Genomic DNA, 22,540 nt, shown 5'->3' with positions numbered 1-22,540 from the left:
CGGGTAAACTATCACCAATAAAGAAGGAAGCTATGTTACAAATAAAGGTATACTCCGATTATGTTTGCCCCTACTGCTTTTTTGGAGAGCAGGTGCTGAAAAAGGCATTGGAAGGTATGGAAGAGCAGGCACAGGTAGAGTGGATGCCCTTTGAACTGCGGCCAGAGCCTACACTCACCCTTCGGCCAGAAGACGACTACCTGCAAACCACCTGGGAAAACTCGGTGTACCCGATGGGCAACCAGTTAGGTATACATATCATATTACCAAACGTGTCGCCACAACCTTGCACTCACCTGTCTTTTGAAGGCTATCAGTATGCCAAAGAACACGGGAAAGGAGAAGCGTATACCCATCGCATGTTCACCGCCTTCTTTCAGGAAGAACAGGACATCGGGGATGTGGACGTGCTGACAAAACTGGCAGGTGAGGTTGGTTTAGATGAACGGGAGTTCCGGCAGGCGCTGGAGACTCGCAGGTATAAGGAAGCACATCAGCAGGCGCTACGCCATGCTACTCAGGAGTTGGGCATACAGGCTGTTCCTACTTTTATCATCGGCAACAAAATGGTGCGGGGGCTCCTGCGAGAAGAAGACATGCGGCGGCTTATAAAACAGGAGCTGGAAGCATAGCGCCTCCAGTTCCTGCCTATTTCCTGACATGCCTGTAGATTTACTTCTACTTATGCTATACCTACCAACTGGTTCCACCACCCCGTTTACCGCCGCCAAGCAGACCGCCTAACAAGCCGCCTAATCCACCGGAGCCCATGCCGCCGTAGCGGCTACGGCCGTTCAGCCCCCCCAGCACTGAGGCCATCGAGCCCAGTCCGCTGGTAGAACGTCGGCCACCTCCCATTAGGCCACCGCGGCCTGTCATCATGCCGCCAAGCAATCCGCCCAAAAGACCACCGCCCATGCCGCCCATCATACCTCCGCCACGGCGCTTGCCGCCACTCATCAGGCGGGCCAGCACAATCGGCGCGGCAATACCGAGTATACCCTGCACCATCTGCGGCGAAATGCCGACATTCTTGAACATGTCGCCAAAGCCGTTCTTGCTCATAAAGGCCTGCGAACTCGGATCTTCCCCCTGCTTTTGCGCCTCATCGGCTTTGTCCACAAACTGCTCCAGCAAACTGTACTGCTTCTGGTCTACCCCCAGGTAGTTGGCCATTCCCTGAATGCGTTTTTGCTCATCCTGTGTGTACTCGCCATCGGCTTTGGCAAAACTGATGATATCGGTGATGAAAGGAAAGCGGAGCTGGCTCTTCTTAAGCACGTCCAACACACGCTGCATGCTGATCTGGGAGGGATTCTGGGCAATAGACAGCACTTCCTGTTCTACATTCTCAGACATCTCAGCAGCTTCGCACAATACCCTCAAAAACTCCAGTTCCTCCTCAGAGGCGTGTCCATCGGCAGAGGCCACAGAAGCCAGGGCCGCTAAATAGGCGCCCTTTTCCTCCATGGTATAATCTTTCAATAATGTGGTTTGTTCTTGTTCCATAGCTTTTTAGTCTTCTTACTGACATTTAAACGGCAGGGCTTGTCAGAAGTTAAGCGACCCGGAACATCCTGTCCCTCTTAGTCTCTTACCCGATCCAGCGTGTCGCTCAGGTGCTGGGCCTCTTCAGCAGACAGGTTCTTGAACGTGTCCTCCTCCAACTGCTTCATCAGCGGATCCAGACTATCGAGCAGGTCGATGCCTTTTTCAGTGATGGAGATTTCTACCTTGCGTCTGTTCTGTTCGCAAAGCTCGCGGGTCACCAGTCCCTTCAAACGCAGTTTCTCCACCAATCGGGTGGCATTGCTCATACGGTTGAGCATCCGTTCCTGTATCGTAAACAGGTTGATGGGTTTCCCCTGCTGTCCTCTGAGGATGCGCAGCACATTGAATTGCTGCGACGAAATGTCGTAGGGCTTGAGCAGGCTGTCGACACGTGCCATCATCCACTCACCCGTAAACATCAGGTTCAGGGAAGCCTTCTGGTAAGGGTTCCTGAACTTTGGCATCTTCAACTCATCTTCTAACTTCATGTGAAAAAATCTAGTATTAGAATGCAATAACGATTGCAATAATTGTATATACAACATTTTCAGACATTTAGTTACTCCTCGCTTGGAGCACTTTTCATAAATTTAATTTTGTTCTTATTTTTTTATGCTTTACCCACATTTAAAATATAATATACATTCCTTAAGTGCTATATTGCAATAAACACCAGCGCGCTTCATCATCTGCCTATGGAAACTAAACGCCCCCCTTATCAAGCTGCCACCAACGAAAACCTGTTCGGATCATCGCCGCAGGTACTTGCCGCCATGCAACAAGCCCTCAGCAGCGTGCACGGTTACCCCACCCCCGACGCGACCGAGCTGCGACGTGCTTTAGCCAGCAAGTTAGGGGTACAGACCGACGAGATTGTGGTGGGAAGCGGGTCAGCAGAGCTGATTTCGCTGCTGGTGCGTCGCTTTTGCGGTTACGACAAGGACGGAGAGATACTGACTTTTACGCCCTCATACCCGCTGTACTGCCACGAAGCCCACGCCTTGCGGGTCCCCTGCACCGAGATTCCACTGACCAGTAGCTATCGGATCGATGTGGCGGCTTTAAAACGTCAGTTGCGGCCTACTACCCGGCTTTGCTTTATCTGCAACCCCAACAATCCGACCGGCACTTACCTGACAAGCACTGAATTGGAGCAGGTACTGGACTTGCTGCCGGCTCACGTTACGGTGGTGGTCGACGAGGCGTACATCGAGTATGTTACCGCTCCCGATTGTGCGGATGCGGTGGCTCTGCTGTCGCGTTATCCCAACCTGGTTGTGTTGCGCACCTTCTCCAAAGCCTACGGACTCGCCTCTGTTCGCATCGGGTACATGATCGCACAGCGCCACCTGATCGAGCAGGTGCTGGAAGTAAAACAACCCTACAATGTCAACCAGCTGGCCCAGGTTGCTGCCCTGGCAGCCCTGGAGGACGAACAGTTCCTGCAGATGACACTGCGAGCCACGCAGGTTGGAAAAAGCAAACTGGAACAGGCCCTGCATAAAATGGGTGTGCAGATCTGGCCTTCGCAGGGCAATTTCCTGCTGCTCGACGCCGGCGGCTACAGCGCCGATGACATACACAGTTACCTACTCGCCAACAACATTTTGGTGCGCCGCGCCGACCACCATACCTTGCGCCTGACCATAGGCCCGGACGAACACCAGTTATACCTGCTGCAAATGCTACAAGAATTATTACACCCCGCCCGCGTTTACGCCACACAGCCCCTGCTGGCACAAGTGCTTGACCTAGGCTATCAAGTACAGGATCAGCCGGAAGAAGCGACAGCCGGCGCACACGATTTGCTGAACAGAGCAGCTGAGCAGACAGATGCAGAAGGCCGCATTGCGCAGGCTTTCGCACGCGCCCTAGTTATGCGATGCCAGCAAGGTATAACGAAGGACTCAGGTAATCTCTATGCTTCTAATTTCGGGGAGATGGACATGATCGCGGCCTTTAACGTGCTGGTGACGGCCACACCGCTGGTCACGTTTGGGCACCGCTTTGCCAATCACTCCATCATGCCAGCCATTGCCGGGAAGTCATCGGTATACCTGCTCGATCTGGGTATAGGCAGCGGTTTGCAGTGGTTTCATTTGATGGAGTTGCTGGCAGCCCTGCCCGGTGAGCGCCCCAGCCTGCATCTCACGGGCATTGATATACCGGACAGCAGCAATGAGGACCCGGCGTACAAGCTCCGGGCTACGGGCTCGCGTTTGGCAGCGCACGCCGAGCGTTTGGGCCTCGCGTTCAGCTATACCTATGTCGCCACCTGCCTCGAAGACTTTGACCTGCAGTCACTGGAGATCGACCCCTCCCATACCTTGATCGTGAATGCCGCGCTCACCCTGCACCACCTCGCCGACGAACTGGTGGCTATACCTGACCAGCGCGACCGGGCGCTGGAGCAGATCCGGGAGTTGCAGCCGCAGTTGCTCACCCTCACCGAACCAGACTCGGAGCACAACCGACTTGATTTTCTGCCCCGCCTGCGGGAGTCACTGCGCCACTACCACACCGTGTTTGATGTGCTGGACACGCTGTTGCCAGCCGATATGCCGGAGCGCCGCGTGATCGAGCAGGAGTTTTTTGGCAGGGAGATCCTCAATGTGGTAGCCTTTGAGGGAAATGACCGGGTTGAGCGCCACGAACGGTTGGACGCCTGGCAGCACCGCCTCACACGAAATGGTTTTAAGCCTGCTCCGGTTCAGGTGACAGCAACTCGAATCCAGGAGGAGCTAGACCTGCATCCGCAGTTCAGCCTTGTTGCACAAACCGCTGGCTATACCTTGCACTGGAAAGGTACCAACATCATCGCGGCTACCGCTTGGCAGGTAGCTGACTAAAGCCCCAGTTTGCGGAGGGCGAGCAGACAAAGTGCCACCGAACCCGACACGTGTATCTGTCCGTTGAGCACCATCTGCCCGACCTCTTGGAGGGGCACTTTTAGCACTTCAATGTGTTCGCTCTCGTCCAGGTCCTGGGCGGCGACTTCGCGCGCATGGCGCACCAGGAAGAAGTAGATCTTGTTGGTATCCTTTGTGGGGTTGTCGATCACTTCCAGGAGCAGTTCTACGTCGTCGGAGGTATAGCCGGTTTCTTCCAGCAGTTCACGACGGGCCGCTTCTTTTGGGTAGGTTTCGTGCGCGTCGATCACACCGCCCGGCAATTCTATGAAGATATCGCTGGCAGCGTGTTTGTATTGCCGAACAAAGAGCACATGACCATCTTCCGTTATTGGAAACGTGAGCACCACATCAGGCCGCACGCTCACGAAGTAATCGTCCATCTGGTGGCCGTTGGGCAGCTCCACGTGGTCGCGTCGCAAGGTATACCACTTGTGATCAAATACTACCTCCGACTTGAGTGTCTTCCAGCGCTCTATTCCTTTTTTAGTCATTGTTTTTAAAATATCAGCGCGGAGCAGTCTGGCTGGCTGCCGCACAAAAAGGAGCCATACCTGCCTCACAGCATATCAGGTATGGCTCATTTCAATTAAACCAGTTTATATCAGTTTATCGTTTCCAGCTGTTCTTCATTTGACGTGTCCAGGGTCATGAGCTCCCCGACGTAGGTTTCCAGCTCGTGGGCGCGGTGTGCGGCGGTGTGGTGCGCCATCACTTTGCGACGAGCCCGCATGCCGATGGCCTTCCGCTCAGAAGTACAGATCTCGCGGAGGTAACGGAGCGTCTCGGTGGCGCTCTTGGTGATCAGAATCTCAGACTCAAGCTCAAACAGGGTCTCTATACCTTCCCAATAGTCAGAAATAACAGGCGTGCAGCAGGCGGCCGCTTCAAAAAGTCGCATGCTCGGGGTATAGCCAAACCTGCTGGTGCCGGCGCGGGCGATGCTCAGGGCAAAACGCTGGCTGTTGAAGAAGTCGCGGTGCTCCGCCGGAGTCAGGTGGTGGAGCATGGTGATGTTGCCGGGCCAGCCCATGTCTTCAGGGTACTTCGTGCCGGCCACTGCAAAACGCCCGGTGGGCCACTGTGCGGCGGCATCCACCATCAACTTCTGCAAAGTCGACTGCCGGTCTTCTGAATAAGCGCCCAGGTAGCCCAGGTCCCATTTGATCTCGCGGTACTCCTGGTGGTAAAGTGTTGGGTCAACCGAAAAATACAGGGGTCGTGCCATGCGGGCGCCATACTTGTGCTCAAACAGCTCCAGCGCCGGACCGCCCGTGCAGGACAGGTATAGGTCGAAGGCAGGAATGAGGCTGGCACTCAGGTAGGCTGGCCCCTGGCCTTCCAGTTCGGTGAGGGTAGCAGGCGCATCCAGATCGTAAAAGGCTTTGATGCCCCTTGCCGTCTCGATCACCCATTTGCCGATGGCGTTTCCTTCCGCCAGGCTGGATCCCACAATCACCATATCGGCCTCACGCACCTGCTCCGTGTACTGCTGCAGTTCGTCCAGCGATGCGTACGTGCCGATCTCGCAGAAGTCCGGCTCTCCCAGATCGGGGGCGGTGCGCTGCGTAGGCTTTCTTTCCAGAAACAAGACCCGGTGTGCATTGGTGTGCAGTGCCCGCACCAGGTTACGGTAAGTGGTGGCATGGCCATTGCCCCAGGAAATGGTAATAGATAGGCCAAGTATAACGATGTTCATGCCCTCGTCTGACAAATTTTTGGTAAAGATAAGCTAGGTTTTCATTTCGTAACCGAAACCGGTGCCTCCACCAGCTGCCCGTACAGGTAACTGTAGTCCTGGGCCATCTGGTCGGCGGTGTATCCATGCGAGCGCTTCACGGCACGGCAAGCCATGATGTTGCGGCAAAACTCGTCTTCTATCAGATTCTCGATCGCATCGCGCAGTTCGTCGGCACTGGCCGGGTCTACGTAGCGGGCGGCGTTGCCCCATACCTCGGCCATGCTTTCGGTCTTGCCCACTACCAGCGCGCAACCCGACATGGCAGCCTCCAGCACCGTCAGCCCAAAAGGCTCGTACTTGGCAGGCAGCGCATAAATGGACGCCCGGGACAGCCAGTCGGTCACCTCTTTGTTGGTCAGCTGACCCAGGAAGTAAACGTTGTCCAGTTCCATGGCCTCCCCCGTTTCCGGGTGTTTGCCCTCACCGGCTATGTAAACCGGCCACTGCAGGTCCGAGGCAATGTGCGCCAGCATCGAGATGTTCTTGGCTTCGTCCCACACCCTGCCCAGGCTGAACACGAATGGCTCTTTGCGCCCGAACTGGAAGTACTGCTGTCCGCGCCCGTTGTAGACCACGGCACTGTGTTTGAAGGGACCGTACAGCTCGCCTGCCTGATGCATCATGGCCTGTGTCGGGGCTACCACCACATCAGCGGCCTGCAGCCCTTTGCGCACCATTTCGCTATACCTGTTCCATTTTTTTGGGGCTTCCTCCTGCTTCACGGCACGCCACCACGACAGCACACAAGAGTGAATGACTGCCAGCACGGGCTTGCCCCAGTCCAGGCTGCCGAAGCTCATGTGGTTGAGGTGGATTAGGTCGGGCTGCACCTGGTCGCGCAACTGCAACAGCCACTCTCCGGCTTTCTCCACGTCCTCCCACGGAGCGTCCATCCACTCCAGTTTGTACTCGCTTTCATATACCGTTAGGTTGGAGATGCTTTCGGCCTGCGCGCGCTGCTCATCGCTCATGGGCTCTCCCATGGTCGCCAGCGCCACGGTGGTGCCATGGGCTGCTACGGCTCTTGTTAGCTCCAGTGCGTACGTCCATACGCTGCCAACCGTATCGGCAGTCATCAGGATCGTCGATGGGTAAAGGGGTGTCTTCATTATCTTTTCTGGTGTAGATATGTGTTACATCATGTTTTGGTTCGGGCCAGTATACCTTGTCCGTCCGGTTGCAGAACGGCTTTGGAGACAGGTATAGAAATTGGTATGCGTGCCAGCCAGGTTTAAGGATGGGCCAATGGCCGGCCTGCCAGCGTCTACCGGCAGTGCACTCTAATACGCGTGCAAGCCGGATTCCGTTAATGTGAACTTCGGTTTTTTGCGTTTTTTTATCAGGCGTGCATCCTGTACTGCCCTGTCCTCTAAAACCATGCATGATTCTTAGCCGCCAAATGGTGCCCAGGCATCGCACGTTTACGCCTTGCGTATAAGATGTTTGAACCACGCGAGCCTTAACTTGAAAGGAGCACCAGAGACCAGTCTTACCAGAGGGCGTATCTTCCTGATCCGCCATGCGCGGCCGGTGGTGTCTAAAAAGGGTTACTTTAGCAAGGCAGCTGCAAGCAGTTACATCAGCGACTACGACGCGGCAGAGGTGGAGCAGTTTGTCATGGAGCATGAGGCCATCCCCTACCAGGAGATCCGCCAGGTATACTGCAGCACCCTGATTAGGTCACAGCTCACAGCCCGCCAGATTTTCGGGGAGAAGGTGGAGCTGGTCGTGCGGCATGAGTTCCGGGAGTTTGAGCGCCGGATCTTCTCCCTGCCCCTGCTACGGCTTCCCATCCGGCTCTGGCTGGTGAGTGCCAGGGTGCTTTGGATGCTGGGGCTCAACAGCCAGGGAATCGAAACCTTCAGGCAGGCAAAACAGCGGGCCCAGGAAGCGGCCTCCTTCCTGGCGCTGCAAGCAGAACATAAGCAGCCCGTGGTATTGGTGGCGCATGGGTTGCTCAACAACTTTATACGCTGGTACCTCCAGGACCTGGGCTGGAAGTCGGTCATCCGGGAGGGCAGTGGCTTTTTGAGTGTGACGATGCTGGAGAAAAAATAAAATCACCAGCAGCGGGAATTTGAGTGGTGGGTATCTGAGAATTCGCTTTCCTATATACTATGTTTTCCCTTATCACAAAGTCTAATCTGTTAGCAACATTTTAGGGAGGTACTGATTCTTGCTTTGTAATCAATATACTTATTTTAATATAGTTTACTATTTTTTATAAAATAAGTAAATTATTTCTTCGATTTCTTTACTATCTATTCTCAAAAACGTTCTTAGGTATAAATTAAATTCAATTAATATGAAGAAGAGTATACTATTGAGCTTCTTTTTAGTCCTCGCACTTGTAGGGAGTGTCTGGGCTCAGACTCAAACTGTATCCGGTAGGGTCACCGCTGCCACTGACGGCTCTGCGCTACCGGGTGTTACCGTGCTGGAACGGGGCACTTCCAATGGTGTCACTACAGGAGTCGATGGCGAATACACCCTGACCGTACAACCTAACGCTACACTGGTATTCAGCTTTATCGGTATGCAGCGTCAGGAAATACCTGTCAGCGGACGTTCTACTATTGATGTGCAGCTGGCTGCTGATGAGCGGCAGTTGAGCGAAGTAGTGGTGGTGGGGTACGGTACGCAGGAGCGCCGTGAGGTAACGGGTGCTACTGCCAAGGTAACCTCCGAAGAACTGCAAAACCTACCGGTGCTGGGTGTTGACCAGGCTATGCAGGGACGAGCCGCGGGTGTTCAGATCTCTCAGAACTCAGGCACGCCGGGCGGCGGTATTAGTGTGCGGGTGCGTGGTTCTTCCTCCATCTCAGCCAGCAACCAGCCCCTCTATGTAGTGGATGGCGTTCCGCTAACAACAGGCGACTACTCCCAATTGGGCTACGGCGGACAGTCCGTGAATGCGATAGCTGACCTTAACCCGAACGACATCGAGTCGATCGACATTCTGAAAGATGCCTCTGCCGCCGCTATTTACGGCTCAAGAGCTGCCAATGGTGTCGTCCTGATCACAACAAAACGAGGCTCCACCCAGAAAACTCAGATTAACCTGAATGCTTATACAGGCTTTCAGAAAATGTGGAACAAGCCGGACTTTTTAAGAGCCAATGATTACCAGGAAATCATGCTGGAGGCTTATAAGAATGATGGGTATCTGTTCCCCGACGAAACCTTCACAGACTGGCTGGACTGGTATTATGGAGGAGTGGATTTTGAACCAACCGATACAGACTGGATTGATGAGGTAACAAGAACGGCCGGCATCCAGAACTACGAGATCTCGATGAGCGGCGGTGACCCCAAAACCCGCTACTACCTATCCGGCTCATATTTTGACCAGGAAGGCGTTATCATCGGTAGCCGCTACGAACGCTACTCCACCCGTCTTAACCTGGACCACCAGGCAAACGACAAATTCTCAGTAGGCACCAGCATACAGCTCAGCCGTTCTGACAACCAGCGTATCGTGAGTGACAACACGCTTTACGGCCCGTTTGCCAACTCGCTGGCGGCCTCTCCTATCTGGCCGGTTTATTATGAAGACGGCAGCTATACGCAGCCGAACTACTTTTACACAAACCCGGTGGCAGAAGGCACCGAGAACGATGATGAGACCATTAACCTGCGCGCTATCGGCAATGCCTTTGCCCGGTACGCCTTTGTGCCGGGACTGGAACTCCAGGTGAAAGGAGGTATGGACGTACTGAATATTGACGAGCGGCGCTTTACGGCCACCACCTACCCCGGCTCGTTTGCAACGGCCACCGAAGGCGAAGCCACCAATGCTACCACTACGGTTACCAAAAGGCTGCTAGAATCGACCCTTTCTTACAACAAACTGCTGGGTGAGGTGCACAATGTTTCTGCCGTGATCGGTGCGGCCAACGAACATAATACGTTACGCAGCGCCTTTGTGACTGGCCTGGGCTTTCCGGATGAACGGTTCCGTTACGTGGGCAGTGCTGTTCGCGTGAATCAGGGCTCCAACACATTTGTCGAAACTGCCCTTGTTTCATTCTTCGGCAGGGTGAACTACTCTTTCAGAGAAAGGTACCTGCTCGGTGTTAACTTCCGAGCTGACGGCTCTTCCCGCTTTGCAGAGGGCCAGCGTTACGGTTACTTCCCATCCATATCTGCAGGTTGGCGAATCATAGAAGAAGACTTCATGTCCGGTGTGGGGGCGCTGAGTGAGTTAAAACTGCGTGCTTCCTATGGCATTACGGGTAACCAGGAGATTGGCAACTTCGCGTTTTTAGGCTTGGTGGCAGGAGGGGCAAGTTACATAGACAGACCAGGTATAGCGCAAACACAAATTCCGAACCCTGATCTGAAGTGGGAAGAAACCCGTCAGTTCAACGTAGGGGCTGATGTTGGCTTCCTGAACAACCGCGTGAACCTGGCACTGGATTATTACATCAAGAAAACAGATGACCTGCTGTTCAACCGTCCTATTCCAACCCAGACCGGATTTTCCAGCTATGCTTCCAACATCGGTTCAGTCGAGAACAAGGGCTTTGAAATTGCGCTGAACACGGTGAATATTGCAGGTGCCGGAGATGGCTTCAATTGGACGACCGACTTCAACATTTCCTTCAACAGAAACAAAGTGACAGAGCTGTACCAGGGACAGGACATCTTCTATGGTTTCGGGGGCAACTCGCTTGTGCTGCGCGAAGGCGAGCCGATCGGTACTTTCTACGGCTTTATCTCTGATGGTGTGTACAGCACACAGGATGCCGTTCCGGCCGAACGTCAGGCGCAGGGCGCACAGGCGGGCGACGTTAACTTCCGCGACATCAACAACGACGGCTTTGTCACAGACGATGACCTGACCATAATTGGGGATGCACAGCCAAAGTATGTCGGGGGCCTTACCAACATATTCCGTTACAAAGGATTAGACCTGAACGTGTTCCTGCAGTTCTCTAAAGGCAACGACATCGCTAACCCGGCGCACCAGTACCAGCAGCACCTGGGTAATGACTTTCTGGATGATAACATGCTCGGTGTTGTCAGGGATCGATGGCAGCAGGAAGGGGATGTGACGGACGTTCCGAGAGCGACCGTGGATGACCCGAACAACAACAACCGAAGCAACTCGTCCCGCTTTATCTACGATGGCTCATACCTGCGCTTCAAGAATGTGATGCTGGGCTACAATTTGCCAAGCCAGTTCACCGAGCGTCTGGGCCTCAGAAGTCTGCGGGTATTCGCGCAGGCACAGAACCTCTTCACCTTTACAGATTACCCAGGATTTGATCCCGAAGTAAACTTTGCAGGTACTTCCAACATAACCCTTGGCGTGGACTTCTATACTTTCCCACAGTCCCGCACGATCACCTTCGGATTTAATCTTGGATTTTAATCAATAGAATTTAATGATCATGAAAAGATATTCATTCATACTGATGCTCGCTTTCGGTCTTGGTATTTTCTCGAGTTGTGAGGATACACTGGACATAGAGCCCACTGATGCTGTGGACGTAGAGGAATCGATTACCGATGAGGTCAGCCTGAACCGGGCTGCCTTGGGTACCTACAGCGCGATGCAGGCCTCCGATTACTACGGACTCAGGTACCTCCTTTACCAAGATGTGTACGCCGATAACATGGCACACCGGGGCACGTTCACTACAGACGTGGAGGTGTCGACCCGGGACATATTCGCTTCAAACCTGCAGATTGCCAGCACATGGACCGCCATCTACACAACGATCAACCGGGCTAACATTGTGATTCGGGGAGCGGAGGCATTAACTGACCTGGAGCCCGAAGTAAGGAATATGTACATCGGGGAAATGCGGTTTGTCAGGGCGCTCGCCCACTTTGACCTGCTAAAGGTCTTTGGGGGAGTTCCGGTCATCACCTCACCCACCACCACCATTGAGGAGATCGCGTTTCTTCCACGCTCTTCAGAGGCGGAGGTATACGACGCGATCATCAGCGACTTGCAATTTGCAGAAGAGAACATAGGTGATGAACCCATCAGCAATGCCCCTTATCGTGCCTCTTCCTTCGCGGCATCTGCCCTGCTAGCCCGCGTATACCTGCAGCGTGGCAATGCAGGCGATTATGCGCAGGCCGAAGCAAAGGCCAGCAGAGTGATCGACGAAGGCCCTTACGAGCTGCTGCAGAACTACAGCGACCTTTTCGTGCGGGAAGGAAATGCGGAATCGATCTTCGAGCTGAACTACACGCCATTCGACCCGAACGGCCTCGGCACCGCCTCAGACCCCAGAACGGGTGGTCAGAAATTTTACCTGCGCCAGCCCTTGTTTGATACGCTCCAGTTCTCTGCGGGAGAAGGAGACGTTCGCTTCGCCCAGACGACAGCCTTCGAGAACAATAGAAACAGGTTGCTGAAATACGAGGATGTGGCTGAGAATGCGGATAATGTACCCGTTATCCGCCTGGCGGAGATGTACCTGATCCGTGCAGAGGCACGCGTTAGGCAGCTTACCGGACCAGCCACCAATCTCAACCAGGCGGCTTTGTTGCTGCCTGCCCTGCCAACTGTCATAGCTGACATTAACCAGATCAGAACAAGGGCGGGACTCAGACCGGTCACGGTGCTTACGAACCGACAAGCACTGAATGAAATCCTACATCAAAGAAGACTGGAGTTTGTCGGAGAAGGCTTCCGTTTTATGGACTTGAAACGCTACAACCTGACGTGCCAGGAACTGGACTTCTGCGATAATGAAGCCTTCCGTAACCTATGGCCTATCCCGCTGCAGCAGATTGAGGTCAACCCTGAACTGACACAGAATCCTGGTTATTAAGCAGCAATAATATTCCCAGATCAAACGTGAGTCATCTGGAATTTTAAGTTTAGGATAAAAGCAAAAGCCTTCTTTTCATCAGTGATCATAGTAGCAGATCACTTTAGAAAAGAAGGCTTTATGCATGTACTTCCAGGTAGGCAGCCGCCAGCAGAAAGGATTCGGTGGGCTGGCTCGGTATTTCAAGTTGGGCTATCGATCCTCCTTTCTTCCCGGCTCAGGAGCTGAACGTGCGGCTGAACCAGCCCCTGTTCACGCCTTCAGTCTCTTGATAGCGCCATTATGGGTTGCTTTAAAGCAAGTTGGAGCTTTCCTGCTGTACCTTATAAGGCTAAAGAAACAAGGGCAATTGCTTCGATGAAGCTACTTTCGATGAAGCTACTATAGAAAAGGAAAGCGGTACCAGGAGTCCCTGATACCGCTTTACCGCGTCCAAATCGTGCTCATGCACGTTTGAAACTACTCTTACATTCGTAATAACTAATGTCTCAGGGATAAAGTCCCTTCGGAATATTAGTAACCAGTTGTTTGCTGATTTTCCAGTGTCGGGTTAGCATCAATCTCACCCTGTGGAATTGGCCATGCCCACTCACGAGCGGTTGACGCCAACGTGCAATTGGTAGCAGTAGTACCGCAGTCTACACGCGTAATGGTACGCGTGGTACGCTTCAGGTCGAAGAAACGGTGTCCCTCACCGATCAACTCCTTACGACGCTCCAATGCGATTGCATCCATGGTTGCCTGCACACCAACCGGCGTGTTCAGCAGCGGATTGTATCCTTCGATACGCGCAGCGCGCAATGCGTGCAGGTCGGCAACAGCACCAATCAGGTCAGGAGTGGCCTTCATGGCCCTGGCTTCAGCACGGATCAGGTACATCTCAGCAGTTCTGAATACTTTCCAGTCCACCAGGTTGTCGGACGCAGCACCGCGGCTGAGGAACTTCGTCATCACCGTTCTTGGGTTACCAGAAAGGTTTCTGGTACCGAAGTAAGCTGTGGTACGAACGTCGCTCGGAGTATACTTCTCCAACAGCTCTGCAGATGGTCTGAAACGGTTACGGTTAGATGGACCGTTGAAAGTACCACTGGAAGCAGAACCCTCACCGGCGTTGAAGTTTACAGCCCAGATCACACCTGCCTTTGAAGCGTCAGTCCACACTCCTGGGAACTGTGCTCTTGTAGCAAGCGGACGTGCGTCGATCACTTGTGTAGCATAGGTTTCGGCTGCATCGTAGTTCTTAGCATACAGGTTCACACGGGCCAGGATCGCTTTTACCACCACCTGATCAATGAAAGCACGGTTAGATCCGTTGATCGCTTTGTCTACGTTGCCAAGCAGTGTTTCAGCTTCCTGCAGGTCTCTGAAAATCTTGTTGTAATTTTCCTGAACAGTTTCCCTGGCTGGTTTTGCCTCTGGATTAACAGATTCAACGTAAGTAACGCCCAGCTCGGTAGAGCTACGGTCGTAGCTTACAGCCCAGTAGCGCAGCAGGTCAAAGTGTGCCATTGCTCTGATCGCCAAAGCCTGTCCTTTCAGACGGTTTACGCGGCCTGGGTTTTCGGTGGAAAAGTTGTCGATGTTGCGCAGCACGATGTTGGCCTGCGTGATTACAGAATAAGCTGCAAGCCAGGCTTGCGCTACATCGTCCTCGTCGCTGGTGTATACCCAGTTAGACTGGTTTGACCAGTTGGCAAGGTCTTCTGATGTCTGCACCAGGTTGTCGCTCATCATGTCAGGCAACTGAGACCAGGTACCAGTTGTTTGGGCACCGCTGCCATAGTAGGCAACGTTACGGAAGCGCGCATAAGCGCCAGTCAGGGCGAACTCGTAGTCATCCAGGTTTGTGAACAGGAAGTCTGCGTCTCTTTGGAACTCAGGCTCCACTTCGATCACTTCTTCGCAGGAAGAGAGTGCAACCGAGCAGCTTAAACCTAGGCCTATAAATAGATGTTTGATTCTCATTTTCTGTAATTTAAATTATTAAAAACCAACGTTCAGACCAAATGTAACAGTGCGAAGGGCTGGGTACTGCGCACCCACCAATGAACCTGTGGAAACCTCCGGGTCAAACCCTTTGAAGTCTGTCCATGTTTTCAGGTTCTGGCCCTGAGCGAACAGTCTGATGCTGCTGATACCTATTCCTCCGTAGATGCTCTGTGGCAGCTCGTAAGACAGGTTGATGTTACGAAGGCGCAGGAAGTCGCCATCCTCTACGAAGCGGGTAGTACTTGAACGGAATGGGTTGCCTGGTCTTGGTATATCTGTAATTCTGTTATCAGGCGTCCACTCGTTCAGCATGGATGTAGACAGGTTGTCCCACAGGTACTGCGGGTGCTCTACGTTAGCGCGGTCGTTGTTATACAGTTTGTTGCCTGTTACGAAGCTGAAGAACGTGCTCAGCTCAAGGCCTTTGTAACGCAGGCTGGTACCGAAACCACCGAACCAGGGCGTCTCAACAGAACCTACCACTACGCGGTCGTTAGGGTCGTATACCTCCGTTATCTCACCTGTTTTTGTGAAGTACTGAGAATTACCGTTGTCCGGGTTTACACCGGCATAGCGTACCACGTAGAGTGAGTTCATTGGCTCGCCCACTCGCTGGATGTAGAGGCCCTCGATCATCTCTTCTTCGTCTCCTACCAGGCTCAGGACTTCGTTTTGGTTGTAAGTTGCGCTCACATTGGCACTCCAGGTAAAGTCGGCCGTAGAGATAATGTCGCCGTTCAGGGCAAGTTCAACACCGCGGTTGCGTAGCTCACCTACGTTAGACAGCAGGTTGGTAAAACCAGTTGTTCTGGAAAGTTGACGGCTCAGGAACAGATCGCTGGTCACAGAATTGTAGAATTCGGCTGTAGCCTGCAACCTGCCATTCAGAGTCGCGAACTCAAGACCCGTGTTGAAGGTAGTTTTTCTTTCCCACTGCAGGTCAGGGTTAGCCAACTGTGCCTGGCTCAGACCGCTGATGCCGGCGTAAACTGAACGGGCAAACAGCTCTCTTGATCTGAAGTCATCAGTAAGAGCCTGGTTACCGGCAGAACCGTAGCTGATCTTAAACTTCACATCGTTAAACACGCCAGTTAGGCCTTCGAAGAAAGCTTCGTCAGACAATATCCAGCTGAAACCGATAGAGCCGAAGTTTGCATAGCGTTTGTTAGCACCGAAACGGGAAGAACCGTCGCGACGGGCGCCCAGCGTCAGGAAATATCTGTCCTTGAAACCGTAGTTGATGTTGGTGAAGTAAGAAAGAAGCGCGTTCTCAGTTCCTGCACCACCTACAGCCGGGATATAACCATTGGTAGCGTTACCCGGTGTGATACCTGCTTCGTTCTGGAAGGCGCCGCCCAGGCCGTAACCTGTGAAGCTGAAAGCACTGTATTTCGTATTCACGACCTCGTTGAAGAGACCAACTGACAGGGTGTGATCTGCGCTGAACGATGTGCTATAGGTAGCAGAAGTAGTGCCCGTGTAGGTAAAGTTACGGTTGTAACCACGTCCGAAACTACCGGAACCACCCGTAGAGAATTGACCGGAATAGGTATTTGGGTTGACAAATGCAGTTGCCTCGTTACCTGTATAGTCACCACCCCAGCTTGTTCTCAGGGTAAGGCCTTCCAGGAATGGCGCCTTATAGCCTACAAATATGTTACCTACTGCTTTCATCTGCTGACGCAGGTTTTTGTTCTCCAAAAGTTCCTGCATCGCGTTTGGCTGACCAGACACCATCTGTGTGTAGTTTCCATCCTCGTCATACACCGTTTCGTATGGGTTGGACCAACGGATCGCGTTCAGCGGCGTCGCAATACCAGTGTTGGCTTCGCTGGTGTTGGTAAATTCAGAGTAGCCAAAGGTCGAGTTCAAGCCATAGTTGAAGTTACCGGCACTAGATTCGATGTTTGCTCTACCAGTATAACGTTCAAGCCCTGTGTTTGGCACGGTACCTGTCTGGTCGAAAAGAGAGCCTGATAGGTAGTAAGTAGTTTTTTCGCTACCGCCTGATGCACTCAGGGTATGATTCTTAGTAGTACCGGTTTTGAAGAACACATCCTCCCAAACTGTGTTAACCTTTCTTAATCGTGCCAGGTCCTCATCAGTCCAGTCGTAAGGGTTGCCTCGCTGCAGCTCGTACTGCAGTTTCTGCTCAGTGTTCATTACTTCCAGTCTGTTCTCAGGAGCTTTTGAGAAACCATACTGCACGTCGTAGTTGATGCGGGTTTTACCGGCAATACCTTTGCGGGTAGTGATTACTACTACACCGTTTGCACCTCTGGAACCATAGATAGAAGTAGCTGAGGCGTCTTTCAGAATGGTGAGGCTTTCGAAGTCAGCAGGGTTCAGGGTAGCAAAGTCGGTAGGCGAGATCTGCACACCGTCCATGATGTAAAGCGGGTCGTTTGTACCGCGTAGTGAGCCTTTACCACGGATCACTACGTTAGCTGCTGCACCCGGCTGACCAGAGTTGGCCTGCACCAGTATGCCTGGCGCTCTACCCTGCAATGCCTGGTCGAAAGATGCCAATGGCACATGGCGGATCTCCTCAGCTTTTACGGTAGAAACTGAACCGGCCACTTCACGCTGTGTCTGTGTGGTATAACCAGTTACCACAACTTCAGAAAGCTGACGCGTATCTACGCTCATCGACACATTGATGCTGGTTTTGTTACCGATCACAATCTCTTGTGTTGTCATACCGATCTGGCGGAAGATCAAAGTGGCTGACTCGGGAGCCACATTAGCCGGTATAGTGATGGAGTAACCACCATCAACACCAGTGCTGACACCCGTTGTCGTACCCTTCAAGATGACGGACACACCAGGTAACGCCGTGCCAGCTGGCTGCTCGGTCACAGTACCTGATATAGTTCTGCCCTGCGCTGCTACCTGTTCCACCAGGCAAAGCACCAGAGCAAATACCATAAGTACAAATTTTCTCATAGAATTTGAATTTAAGTTAGATAATTAGAAAAATAAGGTTGTTAGTTCGGTTCGATGTCGCTTCAAATAGAGTGAGTACACAAATCGTATATACATCTCTATATAGCACTGCATCATTACGCAATTTAGACACTCGAGGCACTTTTTCAATCATAATCTTGAAACTCTTAGAGCAAAAAAGTACACGTGCTTTAGAATTTATTTTAAAAATCAGATATTCAGCCACTTATAAAACACTAGCATTGTCTGAATTTTATGTAGTTGGCCTAGAAAGTCGCCTCTTTTTTGCCTATGGTGGCACTATCATTCCTGATTCCATTTCAGCCAGAGGTCTTGAGCTATACCTACTTATACATTAAAGAGGAATATATTTTTCAAGAAAAACTAAACATTTAGTTTGTAAACTAAGTAATTAGTTATATATTTATCCTACCAAGCAACCCATAGCTTTATGAAAGAACTTACCAAAGCCGAAGAAGAGATCATGCAGATCCTTTGGAAACTGGAAAAAGGATTTGTGAAGGACATCTTAGAGGAGATGCCGGAGCCAAAGCCTGCCTACAACACCGTTTCCACAATTGTGCGTATTCTGGAGAAGAAAGGCTTTGTTGGCTACAACGCCTTTGGTAAGTCGCACGAGTACTTTCCGCTCGTGGCGGAAGACAAGTATAAGAGCTTCTTTTTGAAGAATTTTATGAGCGGCTATTTCGGGGGCTCTTTCGAAAAGCTCGTCTCGTTCTTCGCCAAGGACAACAACCTGGATGTGAAGGAGTTGGACCAACTGATGCGCCATGTAAAAGACGACCTTAAAGAGGAGGACCCACAAGATGGAAACAACTGTTAATTACCTGCTGCAATCGGCCCTGGCCCTGCTGGTGCTCTACCTGTTTTACAGAGTGGTGCTGCACAACCAGCCCGGACTGCTCTACAACCGGCTATACCTGCTGCTGGCTCCTGTTCTGGCCCTGGCCATCCCGCTGCTGGAGCTGCCGCTGCCTTTTCAAACGGTGCTACCTGCTACTGACCTTATACCTGCCATTCAACTGCAGGAAGTACAGGTGACGGCCTCCGGTTCAGCCGCTACCGCCACAGCGCCGCTTTTCACGACTGGCCAGTGGCTCCTTGTACTATATAGTGTGATCGGATTTGTGTTGCTGGCCAGGCTATTCCTGCAGGTATTCCGTATTCGCTCGCTGGCTTCTGCCGCCAGACCAATTCCTGGTTCAGGCGCCGGGGCAACCGTGCTTCAGACCGAAGGGCAATTTCCTTCCTTTGCTTTTCTGCACTATGTGTTTCTGGGAGATATGAAGCACTTGTCTGCACAGGAACAGCAGCAGGTTCTTTCGCACGAAATGGCCCATGTGCGCCTGCGCCATACCTACGACGTGCTTTACTATGAAGTGCTGACCGCTGTGCTGTGGTTTAACCCGCTGGTATGGCTCATGAAGGAAGAACTGCGCAACGTGCACGAATTTCAGGCTGATGCCGAGGTGCTGGCCAACTGCCAGCCGCAGGAGTACAGCTCATTGCTGGCCAAAGAAGCACTCTATATGGCGGGTATACCGGTGGGCAGCTATTTCCAGAAACCACAGGTTTTCCGCCGCCTGCGCATGTTGCAACTGCATGGCAAGCCTGCCAGCAAAACGCGCCTGCTCCTGGCGCTACCTGTCATCCTCGTGCTGCTGGTTGCTTTCTCGGCCAATAAGGTGAGCGCCGACATCACCCCCCTCATGGAAGAGCCGGCTTCGCTGTCAGAAATCCTTATCACCGCTCCCGCCCGTAAAACAGGTATACCTGTTGGGGTCCAGAAAGATGAAGACACAGGTATAGGCCAGGAGCCGACAGCAACTACAACTACCAAATCAAGTAATGTGGTAAAGGAGGATTGGAAGATGGTGAAACCCTCTGTTACAATCCCGCCCTCAGAAGGTGAATCCGACGCTGAGAAACCTTATACCTATGTAGAGCAGATGCCCCAATTCAATGGCGGCGAGGCGGAGATGATGAAATTCATGGGCCGCAACATACGCTATCCGAAAGATGCACAGGAGGTAGGCGTGGAAGGCCTGGTCGTGTTGAGCTTTGTCGTAGACAAAAACGGTGGCTTGCAGGATATCACCATCCTTAAAACGCTGCATGAATCGCTCGACAAAGAGGCTTTGCGGGTAGTGGAAAAAATGCAGGGCCAGTGGTCTCCTGGCAGACAAAACGGAGTAGTTGTACCGGTGCGCTATACCTTGCCTGTGCGCTTCGCCATAAAATAACATTTTCACCCTTTTTTATACCTGCCTCACCCGGCCTTAAAACCGGGACGGGATACCTATTGCCTTTTCTTTTCTAAAACAAAACCATAAAACTTACATCTCATGAAAAACAAGAACACACTCAAAACCTTGCTAGCAGCTCCCCTGCTGGCCCTCTCACTCAGTTTCGGACTGCAGACGGAGGCGCTTGCGCAAAGCAAAAAATCTGCAAACGAACCCTACGCTTATGTAGAGCAAATGCCAGTGTTTAAAGGTGGCGAATCTGAAATGATGAAGTTCCTCGGCACCAACATCCAGTATCCGGCTATCGCTAAAAGTAACGGACTTGAAGGCCTGGCCGTGTTGAGCTTCGTGGTGGAGACTGATGGCAAAATCAGCGATGTAAAAGCTGTCAAGTCGCTTAGCAAAGAAACCGATGAAGAAGCGATGCGGGTCGTTAACATGATGAGCGGCCAGTGGAACCCGGGCCGGCAGAATGGTGAAGTCGTGCGGGTACGCTATACCTTGCCGATCCGGTTTGCCCTGAAAGAATCTGACCGCGCAGCCGCAGCCAGCGTAGCCAACCGCATGCCTGCATTTAAGGGCGGCAATGAGGCGATGTTCCAGGCGATGAAGGCCCACCTGGCCTTGCCTGCCGAAGCCAAAAACGAGAACCTGAACGCCCGTGTGGTGGTGAAGTTCTACGTGGACCGCGAGGGGCAGGTATCGAACGTGCGACTGGAGGGCACCAAACTGAAGAAAACCGTGGGCCCAGGCTCCGAACTCGACTACATGGACGCCTCCACGTTCCAATTGCAGAACAAAACCCTGCTGGCTAAGCTGTCAGAGTCGGCGATGGCGGCCGTGAAAGCAACCTCCGGCCAATGGGAGCCAGCTCTTAAAAGCGGCCAGCCGACCGGTGCCGAAGTGGTGCTGCCGGTACAGTTTCTGGGCTCAGAATCGGGCCGTAGCAGCGAAAAGATGGGCGTACCGAGCATGACCAAGTATACCAAATCCTCTTATAGGATCGATGAAGTGGATGTGAAACCAACCTTTAAAGAAGGCTCTTTCGAACGCTACCTGGCCAAAAACCTGCGTTACCCGGCTAATGCCACTTTCGAGGGAAGCGTGGACGTGCACCTGGTCATTAAGGAGGATGGAAAAGTTATCAGCATGTTTACTATAGGTATGGGTAAAGAGCTGCATGATGCCATCTCCGGCACGATTCGGAAAACACAAGGTAAGTGGAACCCCGGCAAGGTAGACGGCCAGCCTGTACCTGTATCACGGACAATCAAAATTCTGTTTGTGATCGAAGGAAGTGCAAACAAGCCATCGGCGGAAGACCTGAAAAGCGCCGACGTGGTGGTGACAAAGTATAAATAAGCTAGAAACACAGACTTGTTAGGTTGCCCCCTGGTGCTGCGCTGTGCAGTCCAGGGGTTTTCCTATTTACAGCTTTTAGAGTGAGCAGAATAATTTCTACATTTAGCTTTTGTTTAAGCCTCGGGGCTGAATGCTTCACCTTATTCATTTCATGAAAACACCGTTACAATTCTTTACCGGCCTGACGCTGGCATTTACAATTAGCCTACTCAGCCCATCTCTTGCAATTGGTCAAACTCAGAAATCCGAAAGACAGGACGTCTATACCTTTGTAGAACAAATGCCGGTGTTTGAGGGCGGTGAAGCGGGTATGATGCAGTATATCGGGCAGAATCTCCGCTATGCCGAAGGCCTTCACGGCGGTTTGCTGGTTGCGTCTTTTGTCGTGAACCCTGATAGCAGTGTGTCTGATGTGGCGATCTTGAAAGGCCTGCACCCGGAACTGGAAAAAGAGTCTGTGCGTGTGATCGAAAGCATGAGCGGGAAATGGGTGCCGGGCAGGCAGAACGGTAAGTTGGTAGCCGTCAGGTTTACCCTGCCCATCCGATTTGAAGGGAGTGAGCAGAAACAACTAAAGCAGGAAAACAAGAGACAATTACCCGAAAAGGAAGTGCAGGCGCTGCAGAGTGACGTTCCCTTTACAAAAGTAGACCAAATGCCGACCTACCAGGGAGGTGAGGACGAGTTACTGCACTTTTTAAGAGAAGCTGTTCCGTCATCACGGAACCAAAAGGGGTTAAGCGTCTTCACATTTGTTGTTAACAGAGATGGCTCCATAAGCGACGTAGAGGTGATAAAATCACAGCATGCTGCTACCGACAAGAAAATAGCTGATGCCCTTTTGAGTACTTCTGGCAAGTGGACCCCAGGGCAACAATTTGAATATAAGGTTCGGGTTAGGTATACCTTGCCAATCAACTATCCGATCAAAAAAACACAACAATCAAAAGTAACTGTTACCCCTGTTGGGAGCTAAACCAA

General features: G+C 52.3%; 17 protein-coding genes. 10 read left to right on the top strand and 7 right to left on the bottom strand.

What is annotated here, in order from left to right; translation table 11 throughout:
• Positions 1-32 precede the first annotated feature (32 nt).
• Entirely contained in the window at positions 33-632 is a 600-nt protein-coding gene (locus Q4E40_RS09150; protein WP_303411595.1) for a DsbA family oxidoreductase, read from the top strand.
• 61 nt (positions 633-693) lie between these two features.
• Here Q4E40_RS09150 and Q4E40_RS09145 read toward each other — a convergent pair whose 3' ends face one another.
• Both Q4E40_RS09145 and Q4E40_RS09140 read right to left on the bottom strand, forming a co-directional pair.
• A complete protein-coding gene (locus Q4E40_RS09145; protein ID WP_303411594.1) occupies positions 694-1,509 on the bottom strand; it encodes a TerB family tellurite resistance protein in 816 nt (271 codons plus the stop codon).
• Positions 1,510-1,586: 77 nt separating this feature from the next.
• Positions 1,587-2,039: a MarR family winged helix-turn-helix transcriptional regulator gene (locus tag Q4E40_RS09140; protein WP_303411593.1), complete on the bottom strand. Its 453-nt coding sequence runs from the start codon at positions 2,037-2,039 to the stop codon at positions 1,587-1,589.
• 207 nt (positions 2,040-2,246) lie between these two features.
• Between Q4E40_RS09140 and hisC the strand changes: the two genes are divergently transcribed.
• A complete protein-coding gene (gene hisC, locus Q4E40_RS09135; RefSeq protein WP_303411592.1) occupies positions 2,247-4,400 on the top strand; it encodes a histidinol-phosphate transaminase in 2,154 nt (717 codons plus the stop codon).
• Here the strand turns inward: hisC and Q4E40_RS09130 are convergent.
• From Q4E40_RS09130 to Q4E40_RS09120, 3 genes are all read right to left on the bottom strand, one after another.
• Positions 4,397-4,954, bottom strand: coding sequence for an NUDIX hydrolase (locus tag Q4E40_RS09130; protein WP_303411590.1), 558 nt, complete (start codon positions 4,952-4,954; stop codon positions 4,397-4,399). The two genes, hisC and Q4E40_RS09130, sit on opposite strands and share 4 nt — an antisense overlap.
• 110 nt (positions 4,955-5,064) lie before the next feature.
• A complete protein-coding gene (locus Q4E40_RS09125; RefSeq protein ID WP_303411589.1) occupies positions 5,065-6,159 on the bottom strand; it encodes a CgeB family protein in 1,095 nt (364 codons plus the stop codon).
• A gap of 41 nt (positions 6,160-6,200) precedes the next feature.
• Complete coding sequence (locus tag Q4E40_RS09120; protein WP_303411587.1) at positions 6,201-7,310, bottom strand: glycosyltransferase; 1,110 nt, start codon at positions 7,308-7,310, stop codon at positions 6,201-6,203.
• Positions 7,311-7,665: 355 nt separating this feature from the next.
• Here Q4E40_RS09120 and Q4E40_RS09115 point away from each other — a divergent pair, with 355 nt between their 5' ends.
• The 3 genes from Q4E40_RS09115 (at position 7,666) to Q4E40_RS09105 (ending at position 12,995) form a co-directional block, all read left to right on the top strand.
• Positions 7,666-8,259 carry a histidine phosphatase family protein gene (locus Q4E40_RS09115; protein ID WP_303411585.1) on the top strand — a complete coding sequence of 198 codons (594 nt, stop codon included), beginning with the start codon at positions 7,666-7,668 and terminating at the stop codon, positions 8,257-8,259.
• A 247-nt stretch (positions 8,260-8,506) separates the two neighbouring features.
• Entirely contained in the window at positions 8,507-11,578 is a 3,072-nt protein-coding gene (locus tag Q4E40_RS09110) for a SusC/RagA family TonB-linked outer membrane protein (RefSeq protein WP_303411584.1), read from the top strand.
• A gap of 19 nt (positions 11,579-11,597) precedes the next feature.
• Positions 11,598-12,995 carry a RagB/SusD family nutrient uptake outer membrane protein gene (locus Q4E40_RS09105; protein ID WP_303411583.1) on the top strand — a complete coding sequence of 466 codons (1,398 nt, stop codon included), beginning with the start codon at positions 11,598-11,600 and terminating at the stop codon, positions 12,993-12,995.
• 513 nt (positions 12,996-13,508) lie between these two features.
• On the opposite strand, the gene Q4E40_RS09100 is transcribed toward Q4E40_RS09105, so the two are convergent.
• Positions 13,509-14,960, bottom strand: a complete 1,452-nt coding sequence (locus Q4E40_RS09100) for a RagB/SusD family nutrient uptake outer membrane protein (RefSeq protein ID WP_303411582.1) — start codon at positions 14,958-14,960, stop codon at positions 13,509-13,511.
• A gap of 18 nt (positions 14,961-14,978) precedes the next feature.
• The gene (locus Q4E40_RS09095) at positions 14,979-17,930 is read right to left on the bottom strand and encodes a SusC/RagA family TonB-linked outer membrane protein (protein ID WP_303411581.1); all 2,952 of its coding nucleotides are present in this window, start codon (positions 17,928-17,930) and stop codon (positions 14,979-14,981) included.
• A 158-nt stretch (positions 17,931-18,088) separates the two neighbouring features.
• Here Q4E40_RS09095 and Q4E40_RS09090 point away from each other — a divergent pair, with 158 nt between their 5' ends.
• The 5 genes from Q4E40_RS09090 (at position 18,089) to Q4E40_RS09070 (ending at position 22,535) form a co-directional block, all read left to right on the top strand.
• Positions 18,089-18,289 carry a hypothetical protein gene (locus tag Q4E40_RS09090; protein WP_303411580.1) on the top strand — a complete coding sequence of 67 codons (201 nt, stop codon included), beginning with the start codon at positions 18,089-18,091 and terminating at the stop codon, positions 18,287-18,289.
• A gap of 92 nt (positions 18,290-18,381) precedes the next feature.
• Positions 18,382-18,774, top strand: coding sequence for a BlaI/MecI/CopY family transcriptional regulator (locus Q4E40_RS09085; protein WP_303411579.1), 393 nt, complete (start codon positions 18,382-18,384; stop codon positions 18,772-18,774).
• Positions 18,758-20,194: a M56 family metallopeptidase gene (locus Q4E40_RS09080; RefSeq protein WP_303411578.1), complete on the top strand. Its 1,437-nt coding sequence runs from the start codon at positions 18,758-18,760 to the stop codon at positions 20,192-20,194. Before Q4E40_RS09085 ends, Q4E40_RS09080 begins: the two co-directional genes overlap by 17 nt.
• A 102-nt stretch (positions 20,195-20,296) precedes the next feature.
• A complete protein-coding gene (locus Q4E40_RS09075; protein WP_303411576.1) occupies positions 20,297-21,559 on the top strand; it encodes a TonB family protein in 1,263 nt (420 codons plus the stop codon).
• A gap of 151 nt (positions 21,560-21,710) precedes the next feature.
• Positions 21,711-22,535 (top strand): energy transducer TonB, encoded by an 825-nt coding sequence (locus Q4E40_RS09070; RefSeq protein WP_303411574.1) that lies wholly within the window; start codon positions 21,711-21,713, stop codon positions 22,533-22,535.
• Positions 22,536-22,540: the final 5 nt, after the last annotated feature.

The organism is Pontibacter coccineus, assembly GCF_030546575.1.
In the GTDB taxonomy this organism is placed as follows: Bacteria; Bacteroidota; Bacteroidia; order Cytophagales; family Hymenobacteraceae; genus Pontibacter; species Pontibacter coccineus.
The sequence above is the reverse complement of the archived record's forward strand: the minus strand, read 5'-3'. Positions and strand labels throughout refer to the sequence as shown.